The organism is Vibrio sp. ABG19, assembly GCF_029962385.1.
Lineage (GTDB): Bacteria > Pseudomonadota > Gammaproteobacteria > Enterobacterales > Vibrionaceae > Vibrio > Vibrio ostreae.
The window spans coordinates 955,491-979,075 of sequence record NZ_CP071707.1; the positions used below are offsets into that span (position 1 = coordinate 955,491).

33 protein-coding genes are annotated in these 23,585 nt (G+C 48.3%); 25 read left to right on the forward strand and 8 right to left on the reverse strand.

Features of this window, described 5'->3' with window-relative positions; genetic code table 11:
• The first annotated feature begins 7 nt into the window (after positions 1–7).
• The 7 genes from thrS (at position 8) to J0X00_RS04255 (ending at position 4,970) form a co-directional block, all read left to right on the forward strand.
• The gene (thrS, locus tag J0X00_RS04225) at positions 8–1,936 is read left to right on the forward strand and encodes a threonine--tRNA ligase (protein WP_218561893.1); all 1,929 of its coding nucleotides are present in this window, start codon (positions 8–10) and stop codon (positions 1,934–1,936) included.
• 3 nt (positions 1,937–1,939) lie between these two features.
• Positions 1,940–2,491 carry a translation initiation factor IF-3 gene (gene infC / locus J0X00_RS04230; RefSeq protein ID WP_136485922.1) on the forward strand — a complete coding sequence of 184 codons (552 nt, stop codon included), beginning with the start codon at positions 1,940–1,942 and terminating at the stop codon, positions 2,489–2,491.
• A gap of 114 nt (positions 2,492–2,605) precedes the next feature.
• Complete coding sequence (gene rpmI / locus J0X00_RS04235; RefSeq protein WP_005377932.1) at positions 2,606–2,800, forward strand: 50S ribosomal protein L35; 195 nt, start codon at positions 2,606–2,608, stop codon at positions 2,798–2,800.
• A 41-nt stretch (positions 2,801–2,841) separates the two neighbouring features.
• The gene (gene rplT, locus J0X00_RS04240; RefSeq protein WP_004401084.1) at positions 2,842–3,195 is read left to right on the forward strand and encodes a 50S ribosomal protein L20; all 354 of its coding nucleotides are present in this window, start codon (positions 2,842–2,844) and stop codon (positions 3,193–3,195) included.
• 114 nt (positions 3,196–3,309) lie between these two features.
• A complete protein-coding gene (locus J0X00_RS04245; protein WP_136485920.1) occupies positions 3,310–3,534 on the forward strand; it encodes a VF530 family protein in 225 nt (74 codons plus the stop codon).
• Positions 3,535–3,608: 74 nt separating this feature from the next.
• Positions 3,609–4,328 carry a 2'-5' RNA ligase family protein gene (locus J0X00_RS04250; RefSeq protein ID WP_168797024.1) on the forward strand — a complete coding sequence of 240 codons (720 nt, stop codon included), beginning with the start codon at positions 3,609–3,611 and terminating at the stop codon, positions 4,326–4,328.
• Between the two features lie 303 nt (positions 4,329–4,631).
• Positions 4,632–4,970 carry a hypothetical protein gene (locus J0X00_RS04255; protein WP_282477018.1) on the forward strand — a complete coding sequence of 113 codons (339 nt, stop codon included), beginning with the start codon at positions 4,632–4,634 and terminating at the stop codon, positions 4,968–4,970.
• 87 nt (positions 4,971–5,057) lie between these two features.
• Here the strand turns inward: J0X00_RS04255 and J0X00_RS04260 are convergent, their stop codons facing one another.
• Positions 5,058–5,240 (reverse strand): hypothetical protein, encoded by a 183-nt coding sequence (locus J0X00_RS04260; RefSeq protein WP_136485917.1) that lies wholly within the window; start codon positions 5,238–5,240, stop codon positions 5,058–5,060.
• 237 nt (positions 5,241–5,477) lie between these two features.
• Between J0X00_RS04260 and J0X00_RS04265 the strand changes: the two genes are divergently transcribed.
• Together J0X00_RS04265 and J0X00_RS04270 are read left to right on the forward strand one after the other, a co-directional pair.
• On the forward strand, positions 5,478–5,891 hold the full coding sequence (locus J0X00_RS04265) for a GFA family protein (protein WP_218561894.1): 414 nt from the start codon (positions 5,478–5,480) through the stop codon (positions 5,889–5,891).
• A gap of 75 nt (positions 5,892–5,966) precedes the next feature.
• Positions 5,967–6,362, forward strand: a complete 396-nt coding sequence (locus J0X00_RS04270) for a GFA family protein (RefSeq protein WP_136485913.1) — start codon at positions 5,967–5,969, stop codon at positions 6,360–6,362.
• A gap of 102 nt (positions 6,363–6,464) precedes the next feature.
• On the opposite strand, the gene J0X00_RS04275 is transcribed toward J0X00_RS04270, so the two are convergent.
• Positions 6,465–6,938, reverse strand: a complete 474-nt coding sequence (locus tag J0X00_RS04275) for a peroxiredoxin (RefSeq protein WP_282476414.1) — start codon at positions 6,936–6,938, stop codon at positions 6,465–6,467.
• Between the two features lie 514 nt (positions 6,939–7,452).
• Here J0X00_RS04275 and J0X00_RS04280 point away from each other — a divergent pair.
• The 5 genes from J0X00_RS04280 to J0X00_RS04300 all read left to right on the forward strand — a co-directional run bounded on the left by J0X00_RS04280 (position 7,453) and on the right by J0X00_RS04300 (position 10,327).
• Positions 7,453–7,938 (forward strand): GNAT family protein, encoded by a 486-nt coding sequence (locus J0X00_RS04280; protein ID WP_136485909.1) that lies wholly within the window; start codon positions 7,453–7,455, stop codon positions 7,936–7,938.
• A 61-nt stretch (positions 7,939–7,999) separates the two neighbouring features.
• Positions 8,000–8,536 carry a DUF924 family protein gene (locus J0X00_RS04285; RefSeq protein WP_136485907.1) on the forward strand — a complete coding sequence of 179 codons (537 nt, stop codon included), beginning with the start codon at positions 8,000–8,002 and terminating at the stop codon, positions 8,534–8,536.
• 106 nt (positions 8,537–8,642) lie between these two features.
• Positions 8,643–9,119 carry an HAD family hydrolase gene (locus J0X00_RS04290; protein ID WP_282476415.1) on the forward strand — a complete coding sequence of 159 codons (477 nt, stop codon included), beginning with the start codon at positions 8,643–8,645 and terminating at the stop codon, positions 9,117–9,119.
• A 53-nt stretch (positions 9,120–9,172) separates the two neighbouring features.
• Positions 9,173–9,715 (forward strand): hydrolase, encoded by a 543-nt coding sequence (locus J0X00_RS04295; RefSeq protein ID WP_282476416.1) that lies wholly within the window; start codon positions 9,173–9,175, stop codon positions 9,713–9,715.
• 150 nt (positions 9,716–9,865) lie between these two features.
• On the forward strand, positions 9,866–10,327 hold the full coding sequence (locus J0X00_RS04300) for a GNAT family N-acetyltransferase (RefSeq protein WP_136485901.1): 462 nt from the start codon (positions 9,866–9,868) through the stop codon (positions 10,325–10,327).
• Between the two features lie 30 nt (positions 10,328–10,357).
• Here J0X00_RS04300 and J0X00_RS04305 read toward each other — a convergent pair whose 3' ends face one another.
• On the reverse strand, positions 10,358–11,044 hold the full coding sequence (locus J0X00_RS04305) for a tRNA (adenine(22)-N(1))-methyltransferase TrmK (protein WP_136485899.1): 687 nt from the start codon (positions 11,042–11,044) through the stop codon (positions 10,358–10,360).
• Positions 11,045–11,312: 268 nt separating this feature from the next.
• On the opposite strand from J0X00_RS04305, the gene J0X00_RS04310 reads away from it, so the two are divergent.
• From J0X00_RS04310 to J0X00_RS04350, 9 genes are all read left to right on the forward strand, one after another.
• Positions 11,313–11,720 (forward strand): VOC family protein, encoded by a 408-nt coding sequence (locus J0X00_RS04310; protein ID WP_136485896.1) that lies wholly within the window; start codon positions 11,313–11,315, stop codon positions 11,718–11,720.
• A 173-nt stretch (positions 11,721–11,893) separates the two neighbouring features.
• Positions 11,894–12,376, forward strand: a complete 483-nt coding sequence (locus J0X00_RS04315) for a YbaK/EbsC family protein (RefSeq protein ID WP_136485894.1) — start codon at positions 11,894–11,896, stop codon at positions 12,374–12,376.
• 29 nt (positions 12,377–12,405) lie between these two features.
• Entirely contained in the window at positions 12,406–12,783 is a 378-nt protein-coding gene (locus J0X00_RS04320; protein WP_218561899.1) for an STAS/SEC14 domain-containing protein, read from the forward strand.
• Between the two features lie 58 nt (positions 12,784–12,841).
• A complete protein-coding gene (locus J0X00_RS04325) occupies positions 12,842–13,216 on the forward strand; it encodes a hypothetical protein (RefSeq protein ID WP_240798187.1) in 375 nt (124 codons plus the stop codon).
• A gap of 126 nt (positions 13,217–13,342) precedes the next feature.
• Entirely contained in the window at positions 13,343–13,693 is a 351-nt protein-coding gene (locus J0X00_RS04330; RefSeq protein ID WP_136485890.1) for a GlpM family protein, read from the forward strand.
• Between the two features lie 44 nt (positions 13,694–13,737).
• Positions 13,738–14,142: an NUDIX domain-containing protein gene (locus J0X00_RS04335; protein WP_282476417.1), complete on the forward strand. Its 405-nt coding sequence runs from the start codon at positions 13,738–13,740 to the stop codon at positions 14,140–14,142.
• Positions 14,143–14,230: 88 nt separating this feature from the next.
• Complete coding sequence (locus tag J0X00_RS04340) at positions 14,231–14,698, forward strand: OsmC family protein (RefSeq protein ID WP_136485886.1); 468 nt, start codon at positions 14,231–14,233, stop codon at positions 14,696–14,698.
• Between the two features lie 13 nt (positions 14,699–14,711).
• The gene (locus J0X00_RS04345) at positions 14,712–15,296 is read left to right on the forward strand and encodes a DJ-1/PfpI family protein (RefSeq protein ID WP_218561902.1); all 585 of its coding nucleotides are present in this window, start codon (positions 14,712–14,714) and stop codon (positions 15,294–15,296) included.
• A 92-nt stretch (positions 15,297–15,388) separates the two neighbouring features.
• Positions 15,389–15,928 carry a cysteine hydrolase family protein gene (locus J0X00_RS04350; RefSeq protein ID WP_136485881.1) on the forward strand — a complete coding sequence of 180 codons (540 nt, stop codon included), beginning with the start codon at positions 15,389–15,391 and terminating at the stop codon, positions 15,926–15,928.
• A 52-nt stretch (positions 15,929–15,980) separates the two neighbouring features.
• Here J0X00_RS04350 and J0X00_RS04355 read toward each other — a convergent pair whose 3' ends face one another.
• Complete coding sequence (locus J0X00_RS04355; RefSeq protein ID WP_136485879.1) at positions 15,981–16,544, reverse strand: TetR/AcrR family transcriptional regulator; 564 nt, start codon at positions 16,542–16,544, stop codon at positions 15,981–15,983.
• 127 nt (positions 16,545–16,671) lie between these two features.
• Here J0X00_RS04355 and J0X00_RS04360 point away from each other — a divergent pair, with 127 nt between their 5' ends.
• A complete protein-coding gene (locus J0X00_RS04360; protein ID WP_136485877.1) occupies positions 16,672–17,133 on the forward strand; it encodes an HPP family protein in 462 nt (153 codons plus the stop codon).
• Positions 17,134–17,328: 195 nt separating this feature from the next.
• Here the strand turns inward: J0X00_RS04360 and glpD are convergent, their stop codons facing one another.
• Both glpD and J0X00_RS04370 read right to left on the reverse strand, forming a co-directional pair.
• Positions 17,329–18,876 (reverse strand): glycerol-3-phosphate dehydrogenase, encoded by a 1,548-nt coding sequence (gene glpD, locus J0X00_RS04365; protein WP_282477002.1) that lies wholly within the window; start codon positions 18,874–18,876, stop codon positions 17,329–17,331.
• Positions 18,877–19,148: 272 nt separating this feature from the next.
• A complete protein-coding gene (locus J0X00_RS04370; RefSeq protein WP_136485875.1) occupies positions 19,149–19,586 on the reverse strand; it encodes a DUF3069 domain-containing protein in 438 nt (145 codons plus the stop codon).
• A 138-nt stretch (positions 19,587–19,724) separates the two neighbouring features.
• Here J0X00_RS04370 and J0X00_RS04375 point away from each other — a divergent pair, with 138 nt between their 5' ends.
• Positions 19,725–20,693: a diguanylate cyclase gene (locus J0X00_RS04375; RefSeq protein WP_282476418.1), complete on the forward strand. Its 969-nt coding sequence runs from the start codon at positions 19,725–19,727 to the stop codon at positions 20,691–20,693.
• 242 nt (positions 20,694–20,935) lie between these two features.
• Here the strand turns inward: J0X00_RS04375 and J0X00_RS04380 are convergent, their stop codons facing one another.
• Both J0X00_RS04380 and J0X00_RS04385 read right to left on the reverse strand, forming a co-directional pair.
• Positions 20,936–21,124, reverse strand: coding sequence for a hypothetical protein (locus tag J0X00_RS04380; protein ID WP_136485871.1), 189 nt, complete (start codon positions 21,122–21,124; stop codon positions 20,936–20,938).
• Positions 21,125–21,162: 38 nt separating this feature from the next.
• The gene (locus tag J0X00_RS04385; RefSeq protein ID WP_282476419.1) at positions 21,163–23,526 is read right to left on the reverse strand and encodes a fatty acid cis/trans isomerase; all 2,364 of its coding nucleotides are present in this window, start codon (positions 23,524–23,526) and stop codon (positions 21,163–21,165) included.
• Between the last annotated feature and the right edge of the window lie 59 nt (positions 23,527–23,585).

The following is a 23,585-nucleotide window of genomic DNA, read 5'->3' on the forward strand; positions in this document are numbered from 1 at the left end:
ATATATCATGCCTATTATTACTCTTCCTGACGGCAGTCAGCGTCAATTTGACAACCCGGTTTCTACTTTTGAAGTTGCTCAATCTATCGGTCCTGGTCTGGCGAAAGCGACCATTGCCGGCCGTGTAGATGGCGTACGCGTTGATGCGTGCGATCTGATCGAAAACGATGCAAGCCTTGAAATCATCACCACGAAAGATGAAGTAGACGGTCTGGAAATTGTTCGTCACTCTTGTGCTCACCTGCTTGGCCATGCACTGAAGCAGCTGTACCCACAAGCAAAAATGGCGATTGGTCCAACGATCGACAGTGGTTTTTACTACGATATTGATCTGGAAGAATCTCTGTCTCAGGAAGACCTGGAAAAGATCGAAGCTCGCATGCTGGAACTGGCAAAGACCAAATACCAGGTTGTGAAAAAGAAAGTCAGCTGGCAGGAAGCGCGTGATACGTTTGAAGCGCGTCAGGAACCATACAAAATGGAAATCCTGGACCAAAACGTAGCTCGTGATGACCGTCCTGGTCTTTACCACCATGAAGAATACATCGACATGTGTCGCGGTCCTCACGTACCAAACATGGGTTTCTGTCAGAACTTCAAGCTGCTGAACATCGCAGGTGCTTATTGGCGCGGCGACAGCAACAACAAGATGCTGCAACGTATCTACGGTACTGCTTTCCATGACAAGAAGGCGCTGAAAGCGCACCTTACACGTCTGGAAGAAGCTGCTAAGCGTGACCACCGTAAGATCGGTAAGCAACTTGACCTGTTCCACATGCAGCAAGAAGCACCGGGTATGGTGTTCTGGCACCACAATGGCTGGTCGATTTTCCGTGACCTGGAAGTCTTCGTTCGTCAAAAACTGACTGAGTACGATTACCAGGAAGTGAAAGGCCCGCTGATGATGGACCGCGTTCTGTGGGAACGTTCAGGTCACTGGGATAAATACGCTGATGCGATGTTTACTACCCATTCAGAGAACCGTGATTACGCCATCAAGCCAATGAACTGCCCTGGCCACGTACAGATCTTTAACCAAGGTCTGAAATCGTACCGTGACCTGCCGCTGCGTATGGCGGAATTCGGTTCATGTCACCGTAACGAGCCATCGGGTTCACTGCACGGCATTATGCGTGTGCGTGGCTTTACCCAGGATGACGCACACATTTTCTGTACTGAAGATCAGATTCAGCAGGAAGTGACGTCTTGCATCAAGATGGTTTACGACACATACACCACTTTTGGTTTTGAAAACATCGCAGTAAAACTGTCTACTCGCCCTGAAAAACGCGTGGGTAGCGATGAAATCTGGGATAAATCTGAAGAAGCACTGAAACATTCTCTGGAAGCAATGGACATTGCTTACGAAATTCAAGAGGGTGAAGGCGCGTTCTACGGACCTAAGATTGAATTTACTTTGTATGATTGTCTTGACCGTGCGTGGCAATGTGGTACTGTGCAGCTCGATTTCAACCTGCCAACTCGATTGGGCGCGACTTACGTCGGCGAAAACAATGAGCGTTTGGTTCCGGTTATGATTCACCGAGCTATTTTGGGCTCTTTGGAACGCTTCATTGGTATTCTTATCGAAGAATATGCAGGTTTCTTCCCGACCTGGCTGGCACCAGAACAGGCTGTTGTTGTGAATATTACCGACAAACAATCTGATTACGCTCAAGAAGTGGCCCAAAAGCTACAAAAATGTGGCATTCGCGCAAAAGCGGACTTGAGAAATGAGAAGATTGGCTTTAAAATTCGCGAACACACTCTGAAGCGTGTACCGTACATGTTAGTTTGTGGTGACCAAGAAATGGAAGCCGGTGAAATTGCAGTACGTACTCGTAAAGGTAAAGATCTTGGTAAATTTAAACTGGATGACTTCGTATCTTATATCCAGACCGAGATTGCTAGCCGTAAGTTAAATCTGGAGGAATAAACTATTAAAGGCGGAAGACGTGGCCAAGTACCGGCCAAACAAAACCAGCACCGTTTAAACGGTGAAATTCGTGGCGTTCGTGAAGTTCGTTTAACAGGCGCTGACGGTGAATCTGTTGGTATCGTTTCGATCCAAGAAGCACTAGCAGCGGCCGAAGAAGCTGGTATGGATCTTGTAGAGATCAGCCCTAACGCCGAGCCACCAGTCTGTCGTGTGATGGACTATGGCAAGTTCCTCTTCGAAAAGAGTAAAGCTCAGAAAGAGCAGAAGAAGAAGCAAAAGCAGATCCAGATTAAGGAAGTTAAATTCCGTCCTGGGACTGATATTGGAGACTATCAGGTAAAACTACGCAACCTGACTGGTTTCCTTGAAGAAGGCAACAAAGTGAAAGTAACGATTCGCTTCCGTGGCCGAGAGATGGCACACCAAGACATCGGTGTTGACGTTCTGAACCGACTAAAAGAAGACACGGCAGAAATTGCTGTTGTGGAATCTTTCCCGTCGCGTATTGAAGGTCGCCAGATGATCATGGTGCTAGCCCCTAAGAAGAAGTAATTAACGGCTTACAAGTAATTGACTCAGCCGTCCCCTGAGAAGGGTAAGACGGTTGGGTTTTATTCGCCCTGATTACGTTGTTTATTAAACTACTACAATGCGGAGTTATTCATCATGCCTAAGATGAAAACCAACAAAGGTGCTGCTAAGCGTTTCAAGAAAACTGCTGGTGGTATTAAGTACAAGCACGCTACTAAACGTCACATCCTGACTAAGCGTACTACTAAGAACAAGCGTCAGCTACGTCCTAATGCAATCCTTCCTAAATGTGAAGTGGCTGCAGTAATCCGTATGCTGCCATACGCTTAATTCTTTTTAGTTTATTTATCGTTTAGTTTAGGAGAGACATAATGCCTCGCGTAAAACGTGGTGTACAAGCTCGTGCACGTCATAAGAAAGTTCTGAAACAAGCTAAAGGTTACTACGGTGCACGTTCACGTGTTTACCGCGTAGCTTTCCAAGCAGTTACTAAAGCTGGTCAATACGCTTACCGTGACCGTCGCAACAAGAAACGTCAATTCCGTCAACTGTGGATTGCACGTATCAACGCGGCTTCTCGTCAAAATGGTCTATCTTACAGCCGTTTCATCAACGGTCTTAAGAAAGCATCTATCGAGATCGACCGTAAGATTCTTGCTGACATCGCAGTATTCGACAAAGCAGCATTTGCTGTTCTTGTAGAAAAAGCGAAAGCTGCTCTGTAATTAGCAGTTCAGGTTTAAGAGAAGGAGAGCTTATGCTCTCCTTTTTTATATCTGCTGATTGCCGATTCGTCGTCAATAGTGTACCAATCCCTGCCTTTAGCCGGAAAATATCTCATGAGTGAAGCTCAACCTAATAACCCTTTACACGGGGTAACTCTGGAAAAAATTTTAGTACAGCTGGTCGAACATTACGGTTGGCCGGAGCTGTATGAACAAGTCAATATCAACTGTTTTTACAACTCACCCTCCATCAAGTCATCACTGAAGTTTTTGCGCAAAACCCAGTGGGCACGTGATAAAGTTGAAGCGTTATATATCGATACCTTTTATCGCTCTTAACGGTGAGCTGCTTAAAGTAAGCTGGTAAAGGCAAGCAGGTAAAAGTAAGTAGGCCGTGAGCTAAGGAGAACAGGGTGGTTAATGACATATACGAACAGATGTGGCAGCAGTTTACTGACGCTGTGAGCAGCAATTCGTATCAATGCGACCCTTATCTGAATGGCCAGCCGGACACGCGTCGTGGTATTACCGCTCTGGCTTATTTAGCGGACAACAGCCCGGATGTTGCGGCTCGGATTGGTCAGTTTCTTGATCACCTTAGTCAACACGAGCCACAACAATACTATTATCCGAACGATGAACTGCATGTTACCTTGCTGTCGGTCATCTCTTGCCTGCAAGGTTTTCAGCTCAGCGATATTGACCCGCAAGCCTATGTTGACGTGTTTCATCGGGCTTTGCGCGGCCTGGATCCGATTCAGCTAGAACTGCGCGGCGTGACTGCATCGCCTTCATGCATTGTTATCCAAGGTTACCCGGTCGGTAATGAGTTAGACATTCTGCGCCAAAGATTAAGGGATGGTCTGCAGGCTTCCGGCCTTCAAACCAGCATCGATGCCCGCTATAAGCTAATTACTGCTCATCTGACGGCGATGCGATTTCGTCAGCCTTTACAGAATCCGCAGCAGTTGCAGGCGCTGTGTGCTGAGTATCGCCACTACCCGTTTGGCTCAGTGATTTTGAATCAGTGCGATTTAGTGTTTAACAACTGGTACCAGACTCTTGCAGAGACCCATCATTTGGCTAGGTATTGTCTGGGTGGTCAGCCTTCGTATTCTAGAGCAGATTATTAGTCTAGGCAGGATGATTAATCGTTGCAGCGTGCTGCCCGATGGTGTTGCCTGATGAGCGATTGTGACCACAAACCCTGCTTAGTTATTGTTTTCATAATTAACACCATTTTTTTTCATAAAAAGAACAATTCTACTCACTGTTGCGTATACAGTACTAAGATTCGTATTAAACCCCATAACAATAAATAGAGTTTGAAATGAGAAACTATCTACTGATCGCAATGGTATCTTTTACACTGTTTGGTTGTCAGCTGACTCGAGTTGAAGGCCGGGTAGACGATGTCGACGTCAGAGTCGGCTCAGATGGCAGACATCATGATGGTCACGGCCAATTTTGTCCTCCGGGTCAAGCCAAAAAAGGTAACTGTTAATCCGGACTGCCGAAACGACACGCCAGATGCCAGTCATTTTCTGGCTTCTGAAAGCAGCCTTTTAAAGCAAATACCTGTCACGCACTGCCATCATGGTGGTGCGTTTTACTATCTGTCGTTTGGGATCGTATCGATGTGGAATAATATCAGTAAGGTAAGCAAGGCAATATCAGCTGCTGAGCGATATTTTTACACGCTGATATTGCCTGGAAGTCTTTATTATCTGAGGTCTCAATCGAACCCCAGTGCTTTGTCGATATCGGCAGGCTAATTGGAATGCAGCGTTAAACGGTTGAGCGTCGTTGCTACACTGAGCCGATGCAGATGCCGGGGAGGGTCGGTCGGGCACTATTCTGTACTATGCGCTAATCACCACGTTTTTGTTTTCATCGGTAAACAGGCTTGCTTGGTTACGTTTAATTAACTGTGCGGCGTATGAAGGAGAAACCGCATGCAGCTGGCCTTTAAGATGTAACGCTGGTGTTTCCCATGCATCGTCTTTGTACATACCAGTCTGTGTATATTGAATCAATATTTTCATAAAACTTCCTCTGAATCGTTATTTTTATGCTTAGCCTCACACTTTGCGGGCTTGCTTTTACAATATTGCGTTTTTGCCGGTTGTGCATCTGTTAAAAATGAAACATTATTTTTACCGATTAGCCGTCGTTGGATTGGAACTTTTGCGCCATGATAACGTGCTTCAATTTTACGTTACCCGTCACTCAGGCATCACATGACGTGCTTCGCCAGGTGCATCTCAAAGGAATAGAAGATTATGCAGTTTCCGATTCACGCCTCCTGCCAATGTGGTCAGGTGACTTATCAGTTACACGCAGCACCGATGAAAGTCATGGCTTGTCACTGTAAAGAATGCCAGAAACTATCGACCGCACCGTACAGCATTACGGCCATTGTGGCGGCAAAAGATATTGAATTTAATGGTGAAATGACAAAATGGGGCCGAGTTGCCGAAAGTGGTAATCATAATTTAGGTTTCTCCTGCGTTCGCTGCAGCAATCGCATTTATCACCTCAATCCGGCGCAGCCGGAGGTCATCAAACTCAAGTTACGACCGGTTGATCTCGATGATGATCGTTTATTCGAGCCGACTGCGCATGTGTGGGTCAGTGAGAAAATGAGTTGGCTGACTTTGCCACCAGGCGTAGCGGTTTTTGATAAGCAGTCTTGAGTTTCTGATAATACAGCCTTGAGCTGCTGGATAATACAGCCTTGAACTGTTGGATGATGGAGCCTGAAATTTCAGATGATTAAGCAAGTTGGCGAAACGCAGATCCGGGAGAAACACACGGCAAGCTGCCATTGCGGCACGGTGGAGCTGGAGTTGACCTTACCCCGCGGCATAGAGGAGCCACGTCGCTGTGATTGTTCAATGTGTCGGCGTCGTGGTGCGATTGTCGCGTCGGTCTCGTTGGAGAACCTGCGCATCGTAAAGGGTCAGGAAGCGTTACGTCTGTATCAGTTTGGTACGCGAACTGCTCAGCACTTCTTCTGTTCTGTGTGTGGTATTTATACGCATCACCAGCGCCGCTCAAATCCGACTCAGTATGGCTATAATGTGGCGTGTCTGGAAGGCGTTAACCCGTTTGAACTGGGCAATGTAAAGACATATGACGGGGTTCATCATCCTGCAGATCAATAAAGGATCTTTGGTTGGTGATGCAGGTTGTCATAGCTCATAACCATTGAAAGCAATAAAAAACACCAGGTCAGTGACCTGGTGTTTTGTCATCACTGAGCGTCATTACAGCGCGGCAAGAATCGTTTCTGCTTTGCTGACTTCAAACGACTTAGGTGGCTCAACATTCAGAGTCGTGACCACACCGTTTTCCACAATCATCGCGTAACGCTGTGAACGAACACCGCCGAACGCGCCAGTATCCATTTCCAGACCCAGAGCTTTAGTAAAGCTTGCATCGCCATCAGCCAGCATCAGTAGCTCAGATGCATTTTGCGCCTCGCCCCATGCATTCATAACGAACGCATCGTTAACGGCAACACAAGCGATCAGATCAACGCCTTTTTCTTTCAGTTTGTCAGCCAGTACGACGTAACCAGGCAGGTGAGATTCAGAGCAGGTCGGAGTGAAGGCACCTGGTACTGCAAACAGCACAACTTTTTTGCCGGCAAACAGTTCTGTGACGTCGTGATTCACCATTCCGTCTTTAGTCAGCTCGCTCAGAGTGGCTTGAGGAAGGTTTTGTCCTTGTTCAATCATGATGATTCCTTAGTTTATTGGACATTATAAAAGCGGTTGAATTTTCGGGATAATTATTCGGACTCTGTACAAGCCCGAAAGTTCAACCGCCTCTAAGACCCGCTTGGTCGGGCATAACCACAGTCTAGCCCTAATTCAATGAACTAAAAACAGAGAATCTCTATGGGTATTAGTTTACTCATAGGGAAGCGTTTACTTTAAGAATCAGAACAGCTCCAATCAACTGAGGTTAATGTCTGGTCGGTGAGTGAGTACATTGGCTTTGATAGCTGGCGTGGCTTTGATACTCGTTATGTTATCAAGCACTTTCAGCGCCTTAGCACGGCACGCTTTTGCCCGCGCGGTAATGAACTCGGGTGCGGTTTTGGCGGCCGTCAACCGGATTGGAAAAGAATGTTATTTATGTGAAGTGACCCCGCAGCTCAACGCATTGATGGGATAGTGGGGTTATGTTAACTGATTGTTTAGGCTACAGTGTTTATATAAACATACGTTAAGTAGGCGGTAATCAGACGTGTTAAACCTTCATCCGATGCAACCGAAACACCTCGCTGAGGTGGCCGAATTGCAGGTGGCGCCCGAGCAGATCAAGTTTGTGGGGTGTATCGAAGATATCATGGTGAATATTGATAACTTCATTCATCCTCATGTCATGTTGTTCAATGACACTGTGGTGGGTTTCTTCCTGATTGATACCACCTACAGTGCCCAGTATCAGTTTGCCGCACCAGGCAGTCTGGGATTACGCGCATTCTTTGTGTCGGAACTGTTTCAGGGCCAGGGGTTTGGCAAACAGGCCGTCCAACTACTCTCGGTTTATTTACCGGCGCATTATCCACAGTACGATACCATCTATCTCACGGTGAACTGCAAAAATCCGGCGGCGAAAAGATGTTACGAGCTGGGTGGATTTCGTGACACAGGTGAACTTTATCTGGGTGGTGATGCAGGACCACAGCAGATTATGATTCTTAATTTTTCTCTTAACAGACGTGATTAGCATGTGAATGCGAACAGTTGTACACGTTCTATACTTTCAGTTGTGACTAAAGGAGTTCGATATGTATCAAAGTGTTCTGACATTCTGGTTTCATGAAATCACGCCGGAAATGTGGTGGCAGAAAGATACAGCACTGGATGATCAAATCCGAGACCGCTTTTTACCGCTTCATGAGCAGGCTGTGAAAGGTGAGTTATTCCATTGGCGCCAGTGCCCGCAGGGCGCGCTGGCTGAAGTGATCGTACTGGATCAGTTTTCTCGAAATATCTTCCGGGGAAGGCGAGAAGCTTTTGTTAACGATCCGCTGGCTCTGGCATTGTCTCAATTTGCGATAGAAAAAGGCTACAATAAGCAGCTCACCAGGGATGAGCAGGTTTTTCTCTATATGCCGTTTATGCATAGTGAATCGCGCCTGATACATGCTGCTGCGGTCGATCTGTACTCTGAACTCGGTCAGCAAGGCAATCTGGACTTTGAAGTGAGACATAAAGTTGTGATTGACCGCTTCGGTCGCTATCCACACCGTAACTCTATTCTTGGCCGGATTTCGACCACGGAAGAGATTGAGTATCTTGAACAGGGCGGTGAAGTCTTTTAGCCGGGCTGCCGTTAGCTAACCGTTTTAGGTGTCCAGAGGGCAGGCTTGCAAGATGAAGGGAAAAGAGTAAAAAGAGCACAGAGTAAGCAGCGACAAGGGTAAAGTGATGAGTAGAATTTATCTGTTTGACTGGGGGGATACTCTGATGATTGATAACCCCTCACTGCCGGGAAAAATGTGTGACTGGCCACAAGTAGAAGCAACGCCGCATGCGTTGGAAATGTTGCGCCGTCTGAGTCAGCGCGCGGAGATCTATATTGCCACCAACGCAGAGAACTCGGTTGAAGCAGATGTTCGAAATGCATTTTTACGTGTTGGTCTGGATGATTATATCCAGGGCTATTTCTGTAAACAGACTCTCGGCGTTTCGAAAGGAACGCCGCTGTTCTACCACATGATTATCGAGCGTTTGAACGCGGTTCCCGCTGCTGTCACCATGGTCGGTGATACGCTGGAAAATGATATTTTACCCGCCGCTGAAGCTGGTTTGCAGACCATCTGGTACAACCCGGGTCATCAGCCATTTACCAGCACTTATGCCGGACCGGTGGTGCATTGTCTTACGGATATCCTGGACTTGTGACCCAGCCATAAGGGAATCAGTGTTGGATGAATGTTTCAGTAGGTAGTTAAATCATGCTAGTCAAAGAAAATACCGGTTTGATCGTGGTTGATGTTCAAGGCAGGCTGGCGCGACTGGTTCACGATAGCCAAGCGGTACTGGACGCAACAGCCAAATTGATTAAAGGGGCGCAAATTCTGGGGCTGCCCGTGATATGGCTGGAGCAGAACCCCGATAAACTCGGCGAAACCGTTGCGGAAATTCGTGAGTTATTGGCGCCGGGTCAGCATCCGATTCAAAAATTCCATTTTTGTGCAGGCACTGAAGCTCCGTTTGCAGAAGCGATTATGCACGCGGGGGTATCATACTGGCTGGTGTGTGGCATCGAGAGTCATATCTGTGTGTATCAGACAGTGGCCGGTTTACTGCAAAGCGGTTATCAGGTAGAAGTAGTGCAAGACTGTATCTCTTCACGCAGTCAGGCTAACCGTCAGTTAGGTATCGAAAAGATGTGCGCGCTTGGTGCGCATAAAACGTCTGTGGAAATGTGTTTGTACGAGCTGGTGAAAGATTGTCGCAACGATAGTTTTAAGCCCATTTTACAACTGATCAAATAACAGGTTCTGGTGCAGCATGTTTCGATATATAGCGCATATAGGAACATGCGTTAATATCAGGCACAGGCATCTGAATAGACCAAACGTTGTGAGTCACCGATAACCGGGCAAGTAATCCGATCCGAAGCCCAGAGTTGTAAGGAAGTGATAGTGGAAATAAAAATCGATGATTTACAAGGCTCAGGCATCATTCGTTTGCTGGAAGAGCATTTAGCCGATATGCATGCCACCTCACCGGCGGAAAGTGTCCATGCACTCGATGTCAAAGCGTTACAACACCCTTCCATTACTTTCTGGTCAGCAGCGGAAGGCAATAGTGTACTTGGTTGTGTGGCACTCAAATCATTAAGTTGTGATCATGGCGAAATTAAATCGATGCGTACTTCCGGTGCTGCGCGCAACAAAGGGGTAGCGACGAAGCTCCTCAATCATCTTATAGCCGATGCGAAATCCAGAGGCTTTAAACAGCTCAGCCTGGAAACCGGCACTCAAGCATTTTTTAGCGCAGCGCATGGTTTGTACGCCAAACATGGCTTTGTTGATTGTGAGCCTTTCGGCGATTACCAACCGGATCCCAACAGCAAATTTATGACCCTTGTGCTAGAGCAATGAGCCAAATACAGGCAAGTCGGTTGAGTTCGCTCATGCAATTTCAACCGATTGATAGGCGGTTAAAATAGGCGCGACTTTTTGCGGATTACTTTGTTGCATGCGCCCGTAATGGGTCAGTAATTTTTGTTGATAACGGTGGGCAAGCTGTCGGCTGGATTCACACTCAGTGCGCCATAAGCTGTCTCCGGTCAGACTGACCAGCGGTTGATTGCCGTGCTGATGGTGCGTCGTTAGGTGCAATATTTCGTAAAAGCGTTGGTTGTCCTCAACCAGAGTTTCTTTAATGACATGACATTTAAGATGGCGTAGCTGTTCTCTGAGCGTGTACGTGTGGTGAACCGGACACAACAGAAACTCAAGCGGCGTGTTTGGATTGGCACTGCAGATGGCTGCAATCAAATCTGACATCAGGTCACCGCCGACACCGGCAATGATGACCAGGTGTGAGCCGGGCATGTCGGCTACCGGAATCCGCGCAACGTCCATACAGTAGGTCTGCCATTGACAAGGCCACTCTTGACCAAAATAAGTAGTCAGGCGCTGCTGTAATGACGTCATCAAGTCCGGCACGATATCAACAAAGTGTATTTGTCCGCCAGCCTGGCGCTCAAGCAGCGCGGCACCGAGTAGACCATGGTCGCAGCAGCAATCCCAGATGTGGTCGTAGTGATGGTGTACCTGGCTTTCCAGTCGTTTGAGGCGTTTACTTAATTTCATCGTAAGTGAATTATTTGTTTCATCGTAAGTGACTAATGAGTCTTACCAGCCGTGAATAAATGCTCGATAGGCGGAGCTTGTTTCGGTGAGCTGATATTGTAGTGATTTCGGCCAGTTTGGCGAATGAATTTTCTCTGCTTTACTTAATCTGTTGCTTGTTTTTTTGAACGATTGCTTGTTCACTTTGACCTAATACTTGATTGCAATACAGCTAGGTGTGCCGCAGGTATACGTACAATAACACTGAGAACGGAACGGAGAATTGACCATGATAGAGATACAAGGGCTTGATCATGTCGTGCTACGAACCACACAGCTGGAGCAGATGCTGAATTTTTATCGTGATGTGCTTGGTTGTCCGGTTGAGCGTGAGTTGCCTGAGGGGCTGACTCAACTGCGCGCCGGAAACGCGTTAATTGACATTGTGACGGTCGACAGTCCATTAGGAAAAGAAGGCGGTAAACCACCGCAACAAGACGGACGCAATATGGACCATTTTTGTCTGCAGATTACGCCGCGTAATGAAAAAGAGCTGGTGGCGTATTTAGACAACCATGGTGTGCAGCATTCTGATTTTGCCAAGCGCTATGGCGCTCAGGGTTACGGGCGCTCGATCTATCTGCACGATCCTGAGGGCAATGTGGTGGAACTCAAGCCCTGGGTTCCTGTACCTTAGCACAATGGCGGTCATGCTTTGTCCGTCATAGACTGAAACGATCTGTTGGCCAAGTTCCTGATATCAGGAACAAAGCATTGTATCGTTTGACGAAAAACTAACATGGCTCACGGCTTGCCCGCGACTTATTCCCGCGTTATGTTGTGTAGGTTCATATCAACAAGGAAAGGGTTATGAGTCTCGAGTTAAAGGCCTCGTCACAGCGAGTACAGGATTTTCTGTCTCAGCACGGGCAGCAGTTTGTAGTGAAACAGATGCCGGCTTCCACGCGTACCGCTGCCGAGGCTGCAGAAGCGGTTGGTTGCTCAATTGGGCAGATCGCCAAATCTCTTATTTTTAAAGACAAGCAAACCGGAGATCCGGTTCTGATTGTTGCTTCAGGCGCCAATATGGTGTGCACCAAGAAAGTAGAACAGGCGACCGGCATCAAACTGGGAAAAGCGGATGCCGATTTTGTACGCGAAAAGGTCGGCTATGCCATCGGCGGTGTACCGCCTGTTGCCCACCACGCTAAAGTGACCACGATTCTGGATCCTTCCCTGCAATGTTACGAAGCCATCTGGGCCGCAGCGGGCACGCCTAATTCATTGTTTGAACTACACTCTAAAGACTTGGAGCTGTTAACTCAGGGAACCTGGGTGGAGCTGGCCAAATAATGCTGATTTTTTCACGGCGGGAGGGCGTTATGAATGTTCAAAGACACGGTATTTCAATTGGGTTGGATCGCGTGGATGACGAATTTTTTGTCACCATCAAAGCGTTTGGCACATTAACACACCGTGATTACCAGGCAATGACCCCGATGTTAGAAGCCGCGCTGATTAAGGTCAATGAACCGAAAGTCAGAGTATTGCTCGATGCCACTGAGTTGGATGGTTGGGAGCTGAGAGCCGCCTGGGATGATTTTAAGCTGGGCCTCAACCATGGCGCTGATTTTGATAAGATCGCGCTGTACGGCAGGCCTGGCTGGCAGGAAAAAGCTGCCAAACTGGCGGGCTGGTTTATGTCCGGTGAAGTGAAATTTTTTGAAGATTACCAACAGGCGTTGGATTGGCTGAAATAACCACCGGCCAGAGTGGTATTGCTCCGGTGGCAAATTAAGTGAGAATTAGGTGGCGGATATGGCGCGAAAAGCCCGTTTAGGTAAGTGTGCCGGCATGGTGGGAGCGCTGTTGCTTTCAATCTCATTGCCGTCTTTGGCCGGTACTTTGACCACGACAAATTACGTCGTGACGATTACTTCCCATTGTGGAGAAGGACAAGTGACCTGTGACAATGTCACTTATCATGGCCGTTCTAAACGCAGCGCTGAAGAAATTGAGCTTACGGGAGAGACGATGCATCTGCTGTGTGGTGACAAGAAAACACCGTGCCGTTTCCTGGGCTATCATTTTCAGAATAAAGGGTACGAATACCAGGTTTTTGATTCTGGAGTTCTGCGAGTGAAGCACAAGGGCAAACTCGTGGTTGATGAGCGCGGACAGTGGAAGTACTGACGTTTTGACGTATCTTCGCCGGTTCCGGATTTAGGCAATATTTTCTCACCTGATGAGAATTGGGGATGATGATTGTGTCAGCACCTTTTATATTGATGGTAACTCAGTTGGGTAAAAGGATGTAGGATGTTGGCGTTGTTCGTTAAGTGCTTATTGGGAGCATTTGCTGTTTTGTTGATTGCTCTGTTGTCGAAAAGTAAAAGTTTTTTTATTTCCGGCCTGGTACCGCTGTTTCCGACCTTTGCTTTGATTGCCCATTATATTGTTGGCACAGAGCGCAGTATGGATGATCTGCGCGTTACTATACTGTTTGGATTATATTCTCTCATCCCTTACGCCGCATACTTGTTGTCGGCTTATTACTTCAGTTATCGTTACAACCTGTTTTGGACGCTCAGTCTGGCGACATTCGTCTGGGCGTCATTTGCTGGCATGCTCCTGTTTGGATGGACTCGTTTTCAACCCGGGATGGCGTGAGCCAGATCTGTATATTCTCTATTGATTATGGGACGGACAAAGTCATGGAAGTGTTTCAATGCGTCTCTTTTCTGGTCGTGAAAGACAATCAGGTACTGCTGGAAAAACGTTCGGCAGAAAAAACCTGTGACCCTAACCTGGTGGCAATACCTGGCGGACACATTGAGGCGGGGGAAAGCCAGCAAGAGGCGCTGGCCCGAGAGTTGCTGGAGGAGTTGGCGATAACGCCAACGGAGTCTGTCTATCTCTGTTCCCTGTACCATCCAACCAACGAACTGCAATTACTGCACTACTATGTCATTCCTGCCTGGCAGGGCGAAATAGGTTGTCATGAAGCGGATGAGGTATTCTGGCGCCCGATCAATCCGGATTGGGTCGATACCCGCGCAGACAAGCTGGCTCTGGCAGAATATCTGCGTCTCTTTCAAACCGGTATTTTATCGGCCTGAATTTATTTAACATTTCACCGGAATGGGTATATGGTGAACACAGTGCGACGATGGAAAGGTTGCATATCATCATTATTTTGGAGTATTCATGTCTCAACACACCGCTACGGTTACGTGGCAGCGTCAAGCTGATGAAATTTTTAGTGATAATAAATACAGTCGCGGCCATGAATGGCAGTTTGACGGGGGAGCCAAGGTCGCCGCTTCCGCGTCACCGGATGTGGTGCCGCTGCCTTATTCGGTTGCCGCCAACGTTGACCCGGAAGAAGCGATGATTGCGGCGTTATCCAGTTGTCATATGCTGGTCTTTTTGTCGATTGCGGCAAAAAAGCGCTTTGTGGTCGAGTCGTATCAGGATAATGCAGTCGGGACACTGGAAAAAAACGAGCAGGGTCGGGAAGCTCTGACCAAAGTGGTGCTGAGGCCCAAAATTGTCTTTTCCGGTCAATCACAACCCAGTATCGAGATGCTGGAAAAAATGCATCATCAATCTCACGAGAACTGTTTCATTGCCAACTCGGTCAAAACGCAAGTGACCACCGAAATTCTCCTTTAAGCAGGCTGTCAGAATGAATATTGGTATCTACATCTATGATGAGGCCGAAGTATTGGACTTCTCCGGCCCGTTTGAAGTTTTCAGCACGGCTAAACGCTTGGCCGGGAATGACTGGAATATTTTTTTTGTGGCTCAGAATGATGCGCTAGTGAATGCGCGCGGCAACTTTCTGGTTAACCCTCATTACAGTTTTGCGGATCATCCGCCGATTGATTTATTGATCGTGGTCGGTGGGGTGCACACTTTTGAACTGGAAAAGCCGGCAGTGATCGACTGGATTCGACGCGTCTCTGCACAGGCCAGCCAGGTGGCCTCAGTGTGTACCGGCGCATTTCTGCTCGCTCAGGCGGGAGTTCTGACTGACCATCCGGTCACCACCCATTGGGAAGACATCGCTGATCTTAAAGCGAGGTTTCCGCAACTGGATGTCAAACAAAAGTGCCGCTGGGTTGTTGCTGATGAGCGGATTACCACGTCGGGGGGCATATCTGCTGGCATTGATATGAGTTTGTATCTGGTATCGAAACTGGCATCGCTGGCACTGGCAGAGCAAACGGCGCACCAGATGGAGTATGACTGGAATAAAACTCAGCCGTGAAGAAATCCTCTGCGTAGCGTATGCTTGAGATGGAAGTTTGTATTACTTGCCAACATGAAGGCGAGGGGAATGCCCGTGACAGGGGGTGGAAAATGAAAAACAAAGCGCTATTGATTATTGATGTTCAGGAGTCTCTGTTTGAGCAGGAGCCCAAGCCGTATGCCGCGAAAGAGGTGGTGCGTAATATTAATACTTTGAGTTCCTGGGCCAGAACGAAAGGTTACCCGGTTATCTTTGTTCAGCACGAAGAGCCGGAGTATGCCCAGTTGAAGTATGACAGTGAAGGCTGGCAACTCCAGCATGATATCCAGACCGAAGACGGCGATCTGTTTGTGCGTAAAACCACGCCAGATTCATTTCACCATACCGATCTGCGGGTTCTGCTCGAAGAGCAGGATGTGGATGAGTTGATTGTGTGCGGCTACGCTTCTGATTTTTGTGTCGATACCAGTGCCAGACGTGCGGCAGCTTTGGGTTACTCGATCATTGTGGCCACCGATGCCCATACCACGCACGATAAACCGCATGCTTCGGCAGAGCTGATTCGCCATCACCACTCTTATGTTTTGTCGCACATCTCCAGCTTTCGGGTCCCGATCAAAGCGATGACCACCTACGAAATCTGTCACTGAGGCCGGGCTTAACCGCCTGCTGGAAGGCGGATCTTTACTGCTTGTTCAAGATTCAGGCTTCACTCAGCAGACTTTCTAATAACGGCAGGCAGGCACGGGCGGCGTTGCTGTCGTTATTGACCTGAGCAGTCACTATCGCGCCTTCTTTCAACAGACACAGAGTATCGAGCAGACCTGGCTGCGCTTGCTGTTGTTGTGTAAGGCAGGATTGAATCAGGGTGCGAACCTTCTGTTTATGCTGCTGGCAAGTTTCTCTGAGCCCTTCAGCTTCCTGCCCATACTCCACTACGGTATTGATAAAAAAGCAGCCACGGAAGGGACTCAGCTGCTCAACCTCGCCATGTAACCAGCGATCCAAGGCAGTGAATAACCCTCTGATGGCAGGTAGCCCCGGTGAGTACTGTGCCATTTCTGCGCTTAACCAGTCAAAAAATAACGTGTCACGATGCTCCAGTGCGGCTGCGATCAGTTCTTCTTTACCAGCGAAATGGTGATAAAGCGTTTTTTTGGCGATACCGGACTGTTTGAGCACTTCATTGATGCCTACCGCGCGGATCCCGTGGCGGTAAAACAGGGTCAGAGCGGTTTCAATTAACAACTCTCGTTTATCATTCATCGGAGATTTCCTTTTAATGTCCTGATTAATCAGCACCAAATTTGTGGATAAAAGTATCTTGACACAGGTAGACCACTTTGTCTACTCTTGCTGGCAGACAGAGTGGTCTACCTAAAGGAAGCAAAAAATGAATCATATAAAATCAGCGTTATTGGCTGGTATCGCGGCGACATTCGCGATTGGAGTCTTATCCTATGCAGATGCATGGAGTGGTCATGGTCTGTGGCTAATGGCACCATTTGGTGCAACGGCAGTGTTGGTATTTGGGGTACCGGACAGTCCGTTAGCGCAACCAAAAAACGTCATTATCGGCCACCTGATCACGGCAACGATTGGCTTAGTGTTTGTGCATTTTGTACCGGTTGAGCCCTGGAGCTTGGCGTGTGCAACCGGGCTGGCCATCTCTGCGATGCTGGTGACCAAAACCACGCATCCGCCTGCTGGAGCGAATCCGCTGTTGATCATGCTGACAGGTCAAAGTTGGTCATTCCTGATTACACCTGTGCTGCTGGGCGCTGTGATTATTGTGTTGTGCGGCAAGTTGGCCAAACTGTGCCAAAACCGCACTCTGGCGGCGAGTAAAGCCTGATATATGGCCAGCTGCCGTGTCGCGAAAGTAATACGATAGCGGTGCAGGCCTGGAGGGCTGAATTTGTATCGCCCTAAAAAGCGAAAGACTTCACTGCTTGTTTATTTCAACAGTGACTGTTTGCTTCAACAGTGAGGTCTTTTGTTTCTGAAGCCTGGTGGAAAGGCTTAAAGGTGGGACACTTTAGAGCCAGATTTAACTGACGGCCTTGAGATTGGTTCTTAACCGATGACGGCGCTTTTTCAGGTAACGTTCAACCAGCTCAATGGTTTGTTCATCATGATCCAACCCGAGCTTGGTGCGACGCCAGAAAAGGTCTTCTGCACTGAACACCCATTCATGTTCCGCCAGATAATCGACTTCTATCTGATACAGGGACGGGCTGAAAGCCTGGCCCAGATCTTCTGGCTGACAGACTCCGGCCAGTAAACTACGGATACGGCTGCCGTAAGCGTTGAGCCAACGTTCCAGTAAACTTTCACCGATAAACGGATAGCGTTGTTTGCATTCTCTCAGCAGGCGATGGAAATTAAACTCTTCTCCACCAGGCAGTGGCGCCTGACTGGTCCAATCCGGTTTCATGTGTGGGAAACAGGGTTGAAGTTGATGCATCGCGATTTCGGCCAGTTGACGGTAAGTGGTTAGCTTGCCACCAAAAACAGATAGGAGCGGGGCCTGGTTGTCCTTGTTATCAAATGCCAGAGTGTAGTCACGGGTGATGCGTTGTGGTGTAACAGCCTCATCATCCAGCAGGGGACGCACACCGCTAAATTCATGAATGATATCGTTTTTGCAGATGCTTTTAACAAAGTGCTGGTTCACGACGTCGATGAGGTACTGCTTCTCATCGTCGGAAATCCTGACCTGACGCGGATCGCCCTGGTATTCCACGTCGGTCGTGCCAATCATCGAATATTTGTCGAGATAAGGGACCACCACAACCAGTCGCTTGTCGAGGTTTTGCAGCACGTAGGCGTAGGGTTCGGAGTGAATCTTGGGGACAATAATATGCGACCCTTTCACCAGTCGGATACCGTAAGGGGAGCTGAGGTGCAGGTGATCATGAAAAAAGCTGCGTACCCAAGGGCCGGTTGCATTCACCAATACCCGGCACTCGCGGTTAAATGAACGCTGATGACGTTCATCGAACAGTTCAACTTCCCATATGGAGCCGTTACGTTTCGCACCGACGACCCGGCAATAGTTGATCACTTCACTGCCCATTTCTTTGGCTTGCATGACATTGGCCAGTACCAGGCGCGCATCGTCCGCCCAGCAGTCGGAATATTCAAATCCGGTTGTGAGTTCCGGTTTGGTGACGGACCCGGCCGGTAAACGCACTTTGTGGCTACCTGGCAAAGAACTGCGGCGGCTGAGGCTGTCATACAAAAACAGCCCGGCACGCAGCAACCAGGAAGGCCGAAGAGACGGACGCAGGGGTAAGCGCAAGCGCATCGACTTAATGAGGTGCGGCGCTTTTTTTAAAAGAATTTCACGCTCGCTAAGGGCCTCACTCACTAAGCGAAACTCATAATGTTCAAGATAACGCAGACCGCCGTGAATCAGCTTCGAACTGGCTGATGAGGTTGCGCCGGCAAAATCCTGTGCATCGTAAAGACCCACTTTCAGCCCGCGCCCCGCAGCATCGGCAGCGATACCTGCACCATTAATACCGCCTCCGACTACGATGAGATCGAGGACCTTATTATGGGATTGAGGAGCTGAGCCCGGGATAGGTTCCATCAATGTGCTCTCCATGTACGTTGCGACTTTTTCACCTTTATCGCTAGCAAAGCATGCTCTGTCGTGAATGCTAGCCTGAGAATAAAGAGTTTTGATCTGGATCGAACAAACAGATCTGCTTTTGAGAGCTGACAATCTAAATCTCGCTGGCCTGCCAGACACCGTTTTGCAGGGCGAGCGCTAAATAGTGTTGCAATGAAAAAGAGAGCGATGCAATGAAAAAGCCCGCTCAGTGGCGGGCTTGGAACGATTTACATCTGAAAACGCTGAATTTACTTGTCGAATACTTCTTTGAAGTCGCGTTTCAGGATTGGATCGCGGCGTGCTTTTTTGATCTGTTTAACCATATCTTTCACACAGTTATGCAGCACCTGGTCAAGCAACTGGGCACGGTACTCTTCCTTGTCCTGCTCGGTCATATCTTTAGGCAGGTTCAGAGTCGGGAACTCTTCCATTACGTTGATGCCGGCAAATGCCTGGCTTACAGAGATAAGCGCGTGGAACTGTTCAAAGTTATCGAGAATATTCTGCGCGCTGCCTGGCAGACTATCCCAAGCTTCACGCACCGCTTCTTCGGAAACTTCGTGAATAGAAGTCACCATGTGGAACATACCTTCTGGTACCTGATCAAATTCCAGTACCTGGCGCAATTCTGGAGAAATGGAATCCAGATCCACTTGTGGGGCTTCTGTTTGTGTAGTGTCTGACATGAAAAAGTTCTCATTGATGAAAACCGCAATGCTAAAAACTTATGGCGAAATGTCAATACAAGTCTCTAAATAAAGCAGTGAAAGCGTGACAAAGTTATGTTATAGCTAAGCATTGAATGGTATTGCACAGAGGTTAATATGGTGAGCACGGGTTCATCGATGAGAATTCTACTGGTAGATGATGTGCAGTTAGAACGCATGCAGCTCGCGATTCGCCTCAAGCAACTGGGCCACTCTGTCGAAGTTGCATCCAGCGGCCGTGAAGCGATGGAGGTTTTTGCGCGTTTTGATCCCGAGCTGGTCTTACTCGATGTCACTATGCCGGACATTGATGGATTTGAAGTGGCTCAGGAGCTGCGGAAACGCTATCAACAGGATTGGGTACCGATTATTTTCCTCAGTAGTCATGACGAACCCTCCATGATCGCTAAAGGAATCGACTCCGGTGGCGATGACTATCTTATCAAACCCGTTGATAAATTGGTGTTAAGCTCCAAACTACTGGCGATGCAGCGCATTGCCAGTATGCGCCGGGAATTAAAACGAACGTCAGCCAAGCTCGAAGAGCTGAACCTGCAATTACAGCATCAGGCCAACGAAGATGGCCTGACCAAAGTGTTTAACCGCCGTTTTATGGACGAAAAACTGGGTGAAATGCTGACCTGGCACGGGCGTCATAATATGCCAATGTCGTTGATTTTGTTTGATGTCGATCACTTCAAATTGTTTAATGACAACTACGGTCACATTGAAGGCGACCGCTGTTTACACACGTTGGCTCAGGCAGCCAACAAGCTGTTCTGTCGCAGCGGTGAATTCGTTGGCCGTTATGGCGGGGAAGAGTTTGTGATCATGTTGAGCAACACCGACCAGGAAAGCGCACGCGTTGCGGCGGAAAGGGTGCAGGACGCGATTGAACATATCCACTATCCACATAATTTCAGCCCGGTGGCCAGCCATGTCACCTTATCTCAGGGCGTAGTGACTGTGACGCCTAATGGCAGTGAAACCCTGACCGAAGTCTATCAAGGAGCGGATCAGGCGCTGTATCAGGCCAAAAGCCAGGGCCGTAACCGTTACGTTCAGACTGTGCTGGGAGCGGGTTAACGCAGGGTTATACTGCGAATAACTCTAATCATCCCAAAGCCGCCAATAGCCGACAGCCGTTAAACATAAGTTAGCCGACAGCCGTTAAACATAAGTTCCGGTCTATCCAAACCATGGATGCACAGTTCAGGCGCATAAAAAAATCCAGGTGTATCGCTACACCTGGATTTTTACTCTGCATGCTTACCAGACAGGCTGGTGAGCTGAATATCCGCTAATTGAGATAATAAGCCCCAGCAAAGTTAACGCCAGTCATCATCCATAAAGGTGCGGCCTTCAAGCGAATAGGGATCTTCGTCAAATGGATGCTCTACTTTGCCACGCAGGCGTTCGAGCTTTTGTTCCAGCATATTGACGGTATCAAAATCCCCTTCAGAGCATGCCACGTAGATTTGCTGCTCCAGCGCATCAATACTGTCTCGAATGTTCATCTCGCACCTCCTGTTAGTTAAACGTGAGTTGAGATTCATCATCGGTTCTCAAATCTATTGTAGTCCAGCAGGCCGAATTCGATAGGCTGGTGTTGTTTGTACCAGGCATGAACTCTATCGCTGAACGGCCAGAAGCGTGGCGAACTACGACGAACTGCAAACCGATCCAGAAGCTTGATGTAGTCGTCTTCACTATTTAGTGTCTGTAAGCGCTGCACAAGTTCCGGAATCTCGCTTTCTTTGAGACTTAGGTACGCAGCCGGATAGCTTCCGATCACACCGCGTACGATCGTGAGATCATCATTTTTGTAGTCCCGATTGTTCTCTTCGTCAAATAAACTAGAGATATTGCTGTGCGCGTTTTTGTGCAGAATCGTGAAAAGTTGCGACGGGCCGTTGTCAGTATCAATCATCGCCATGATGATTTGCGGCATCGAACGCAGACCTTCTCCCTTGATATGACTGATGCTGGCCAGCGCTTTTTCATGCGCAGATGTAAATCCGGTATCAACAATATCGTAACGATGGCTCAGTACCGGCTGCACTTTGTCAATTAGCTTGTCATACAGCTCTGATTTGTAGTCAGTGGTCTTGTACTGTACCTGAGTCGGCTGGTCGAACGGTTTCACGTTACGCAGCAGGAAGTTTGAGAATTGTTTGCTCTGGTCCGCATACCAGCTCGACATCTCTTTGTGACGCATGCTGCGCGGTAGCAGGGCGACAAAGTTACTTTCGCCTTCCATACGCAGGAAGTCCATAAACATACGGGTCATCAACTGATGTCCGAAGTTACCGTAAACGTCAAACCCTGCCACCAGCAGGTAGTGGATACGTTCCAGCAGAGCGTAGTCAATCACCCAGGCTGTTTTGGGTTTTTCGCCAACCAGGCCCTGTACAACCGACGCACTGTCAAAATGACGCATAATGGTCAGTGCAGCGTTCGGGTTCGTGCCGTTACCATCCCAGATCACATCGGTCGTCAGGTGTTTACCGTCTTTAAACCAGCGGTTGGTAAACTCGGATTTGGCTTCCAGATAATGGGCTTGCTGGTTAGAGAAACGGATCCAGTTACTGAGCGGCAGAGTATTACTTTCCAGCTCTGCCGGCAGCTTGAGGTTTTCAGCCTGATCGCGGTAAAACTCATTGACCTCCGGCATGTCTGCTTTGTCCGGGTCAAGGAAGAAGACCCAGAAACGATCATTAATCACGTTAAGCGCCAACTGACCACGACACACCGGGCCTTTGATGAAGGACATAATGGTGTTCTGTGCATTATCGAGCATGAACTTAAAGCGTGCTTTTACCGGCAGTTCGATAAATGAAGTCATCGGGTTGGCAGCCACAGAAGCATCGTAGCTTGGCAACGCGGTGACTTTATAATCCGCATCGATAAACCATTCACGCCAGTGTTTCATGCGTTCCATGTTCAGTGCGTACGGCATGTGGGTTTTATCCACCGTGGTGCCTTGCTCTGGGATCAGGCGGTAGTAAACACGGTCAACTCCCGGATCGTCATATGGGCGCCGCGTACTGATACGTTTAACCGGTTGTCCGGGTGGTGTTGCAGAGCGGACCAGATTAAAGAAGCGAGGGGTTTCGCCTGGTTTGGTGATGTCGGAAAAATAAAGGTGTGACAGGAACAGGTGTTCGTAAATGTAACGACCGACAACACGGTTCTTAAGCAAATCTTGATTAAACAGACTTTCGTAATGATTGACCAATGCCTGTTGTTCCATCGTCAGCGGGATATGTTCATTCATCACGCCGCCATTTTTCAGCCAGGTCATCAGAGTATTGTATTCCGAGGACTCCAGGTTTGGCATACCAAACGGCATTCCCCAGTTCGGATAATCTTTCTGGTAAGCCTCGTGCTCTTCAAGTGTGACACATTGTTGCTCACGATCAATTGAGAAATCGAAGCCTTCCAATTGATCCTGCTGAGGCAACGGATGCAGCTCTTTTTGCTTGAGCATACGAGCCATCAGACCGGCCTGAATGTTGGCCTCAGGTGACTGGATGCGCTCATTAAGCACCGGATGAAAGTTAAAGTCGCGCCATTCTTCGGTCAGTTGGGCATCCTCAAACAAACGGGTCGGTGTTGCTGCCGTCAGACGGGTACCATGGTAAACCATGTCTTTACTGCCACCACGGTCGATACCTTCGACAGAAGACATTTTAAGCTGACAGGGAGCATCGTAACAGGCATGACAAACCACACAGCGTTTATCAATGATCGGTTTGACCTGATCGAGAAAAAAATGCGCCTGGGCTGATTCAATCGGCGCTTGTCGAGCGCGGACTTCTTCATCACCAAACATCTGATCGAAGTTAAAACCGGCCAACACTGCACAGCCGTAGAACAAAGGCACCAACGCAACGACGAATAATTTTCTTAATTTCATTCGGCTAACTTATTGATTAATCGTGCAGTAATTAAAGCAAAAAGCGACAAAGATCACCA

Coding starts and splice junctions, on each gene's coding strand:
- J0X00_RS04310 (WP_136485896.1), top strand. CDS start 11,313: ATGATAGAGATACAAGGGCTTGATCATGTCGTGCTACGAACCACACAG.
- J0X00_RS04380 (WP_136485871.1), bottom strand. CDS start 21,124: ATGAACATTCGAGACAGTATTGATGCGCTGGAGCAGCAAATCTACGTG.
- J0X00_RS04385 (WP_282476419.1), bottom strand. CDS start 23,526: ATGAAATTAAGAAAATTATTCGTCGTTGCGTTGGTGCCTTTGTTCTAC.
- J0X00_RS04350 (WP_136485881.1), top strand. CDS start 15,389: ATGAAAAACAAAGCGCTATTGATTATTGATGTTCAGGAGTCTCTGTTT.
- rplT (WP_004401084.1), top strand. CDS start 2,842: ATGCCTCGCGTAAAACGTGGTGTACAAGCTCGTGCACGTCATAAGAAA.
- J0X00_RS04290 (WP_282476415.1), top strand. CDS start 8,643: ATGAGTAGAATTTATCTGTTTGACTGGGGGGATACTCTGATGATTGAT.
- rpmI (WP_005377932.1), top strand. CDS start 2,606: ATGCCTAAGATGAAAACCAACAAAGGTGCTGCTAAGCGTTTCAAGAAA.
- J0X00_RS04335 (WP_282476417.1), top strand. CDS start 13,738: ATGGAAGTGTTTCAATGCGTCTCTTTTCTGGTCGTGAAAGACAATCAG.
- J0X00_RS04255 (WP_282477018.1), top strand. CDS start 4,632: ATGGCAGACATCATGATGGTCACGGCCAATTTTGTCCTCCGGGTCAAG.
- J0X00_RS04295 (WP_282476416.1), top strand. CDS start 9,173: ATGCTAGTCAAAGAAAATACCGGTTTGATCGTGGTTGATGTTCAAGGC.
- J0X00_RS04270 (WP_136485913.1), top strand. CDS start 5,967: ATGATTAAGCAAGTTGGCGAAACGCAGATCCGGGAGAAACACACGGCA.
- J0X00_RS04305 (WP_136485899.1), bottom strand. CDS start 11,044: ATGAAATTAAGTAAACGCCTCAAACGACTGGAAAGCCAGGTACACCAT.
- J0X00_RS04285 (WP_136485907.1), top strand. CDS start 8,000: ATGTATCAAAGTGTTCTGACATTCTGGTTTCATGAAATCACGCCGGAA.
- J0X00_RS04315 (WP_136485894.1), top strand. CDS start 11,894: ATGAGTCTCGAGTTAAAGGCCTCGTCACAGCGAGTACAGGATTTTCTG.
- glpD (WP_282477002.1), bottom strand. CDS start 18,876: ATGGAACCTATCCCGGGCTCAGCTCCTCAATCCCATAATAAGGTCCTC.
- J0X00_RS04325 (WP_240798187.1), top strand. CDS start 12,842: ATGGCGCGAAAAGCCCGTTTAGGTAAGTGTGCCGGCATGGTGGGAGCG.
- J0X00_RS04260 (WP_136485917.1), bottom strand. CDS start 5,240: ATGAAAATATTGATTCAATATACACAGACTGGTATGTACAAAGACGAT.
- J0X00_RS04375 (WP_282476418.1), top strand. CDS start 19,725: ATGGTGAGCACGGGTTCATCGATGAGAATTCTACTGGTAGATGATGTG.
- thrS (WP_218561893.1), top strand. CDS start 8: ATGCCTATTATTACTCTTCCTGACGGCAGTCAGCGTCAATTTGACAAC.
- J0X00_RS04245 (WP_136485920.1), top strand. CDS start 3,310: ATGAGTGAAGCTCAACCTAATAACCCTTTACACGGGGTAACTCTGGAA.
- J0X00_RS04340 (WP_136485886.1), top strand. CDS start 14,231: ATGTCTCAACACACCGCTACGGTTACGTGGCAGCGTCAAGCTGATGAA.
- J0X00_RS04360 (WP_136485877.1), top strand. CDS start 16,672: ATGAATCATATAAAATCAGCGTTATTGGCTGGTATCGCGGCGACATTC.
- J0X00_RS04345 (WP_218561902.1), top strand. CDS start 14,712: ATGAATATTGGTATCTACATCTATGATGAGGCCGAAGTATTGGACTTC.
- J0X00_RS04355 (WP_136485879.1), bottom strand. CDS start 16,544: ATGAATGATAAACGAGAGTTGTTAATTGAAACCGCTCTGACCCTGTTT.
- J0X00_RS04265 (WP_218561894.1), top strand. CDS start 5,478: ATGCAGTTTCCGATTCACGCCTCCTGCCAATGTGGTCAGGTGACTTAT.
- J0X00_RS04320 (WP_218561899.1), top strand. CDS start 12,406: ATGAATGTTCAAAGACACGGTATTTCAATTGGGTTGGATCGCGTGGAT.
- J0X00_RS04275 (WP_282476414.1), bottom strand. CDS start 6,938: ATGATTGAACAAGGACAAAACCTTCCTCAAGCCACTCTGAGCGAGCTG.
- J0X00_RS04370 (WP_136485875.1), bottom strand. CDS start 19,586: ATGTCAGACACTACACAAACAGAAGCCCCACAAGTGGATCTGGATTCC.
- J0X00_RS04330 (WP_136485890.1), top strand. CDS start 13,343: ATGTTGGCGTTGTTCGTTAAGTGCTTATTGGGAGCATTTGCTGTTTTG.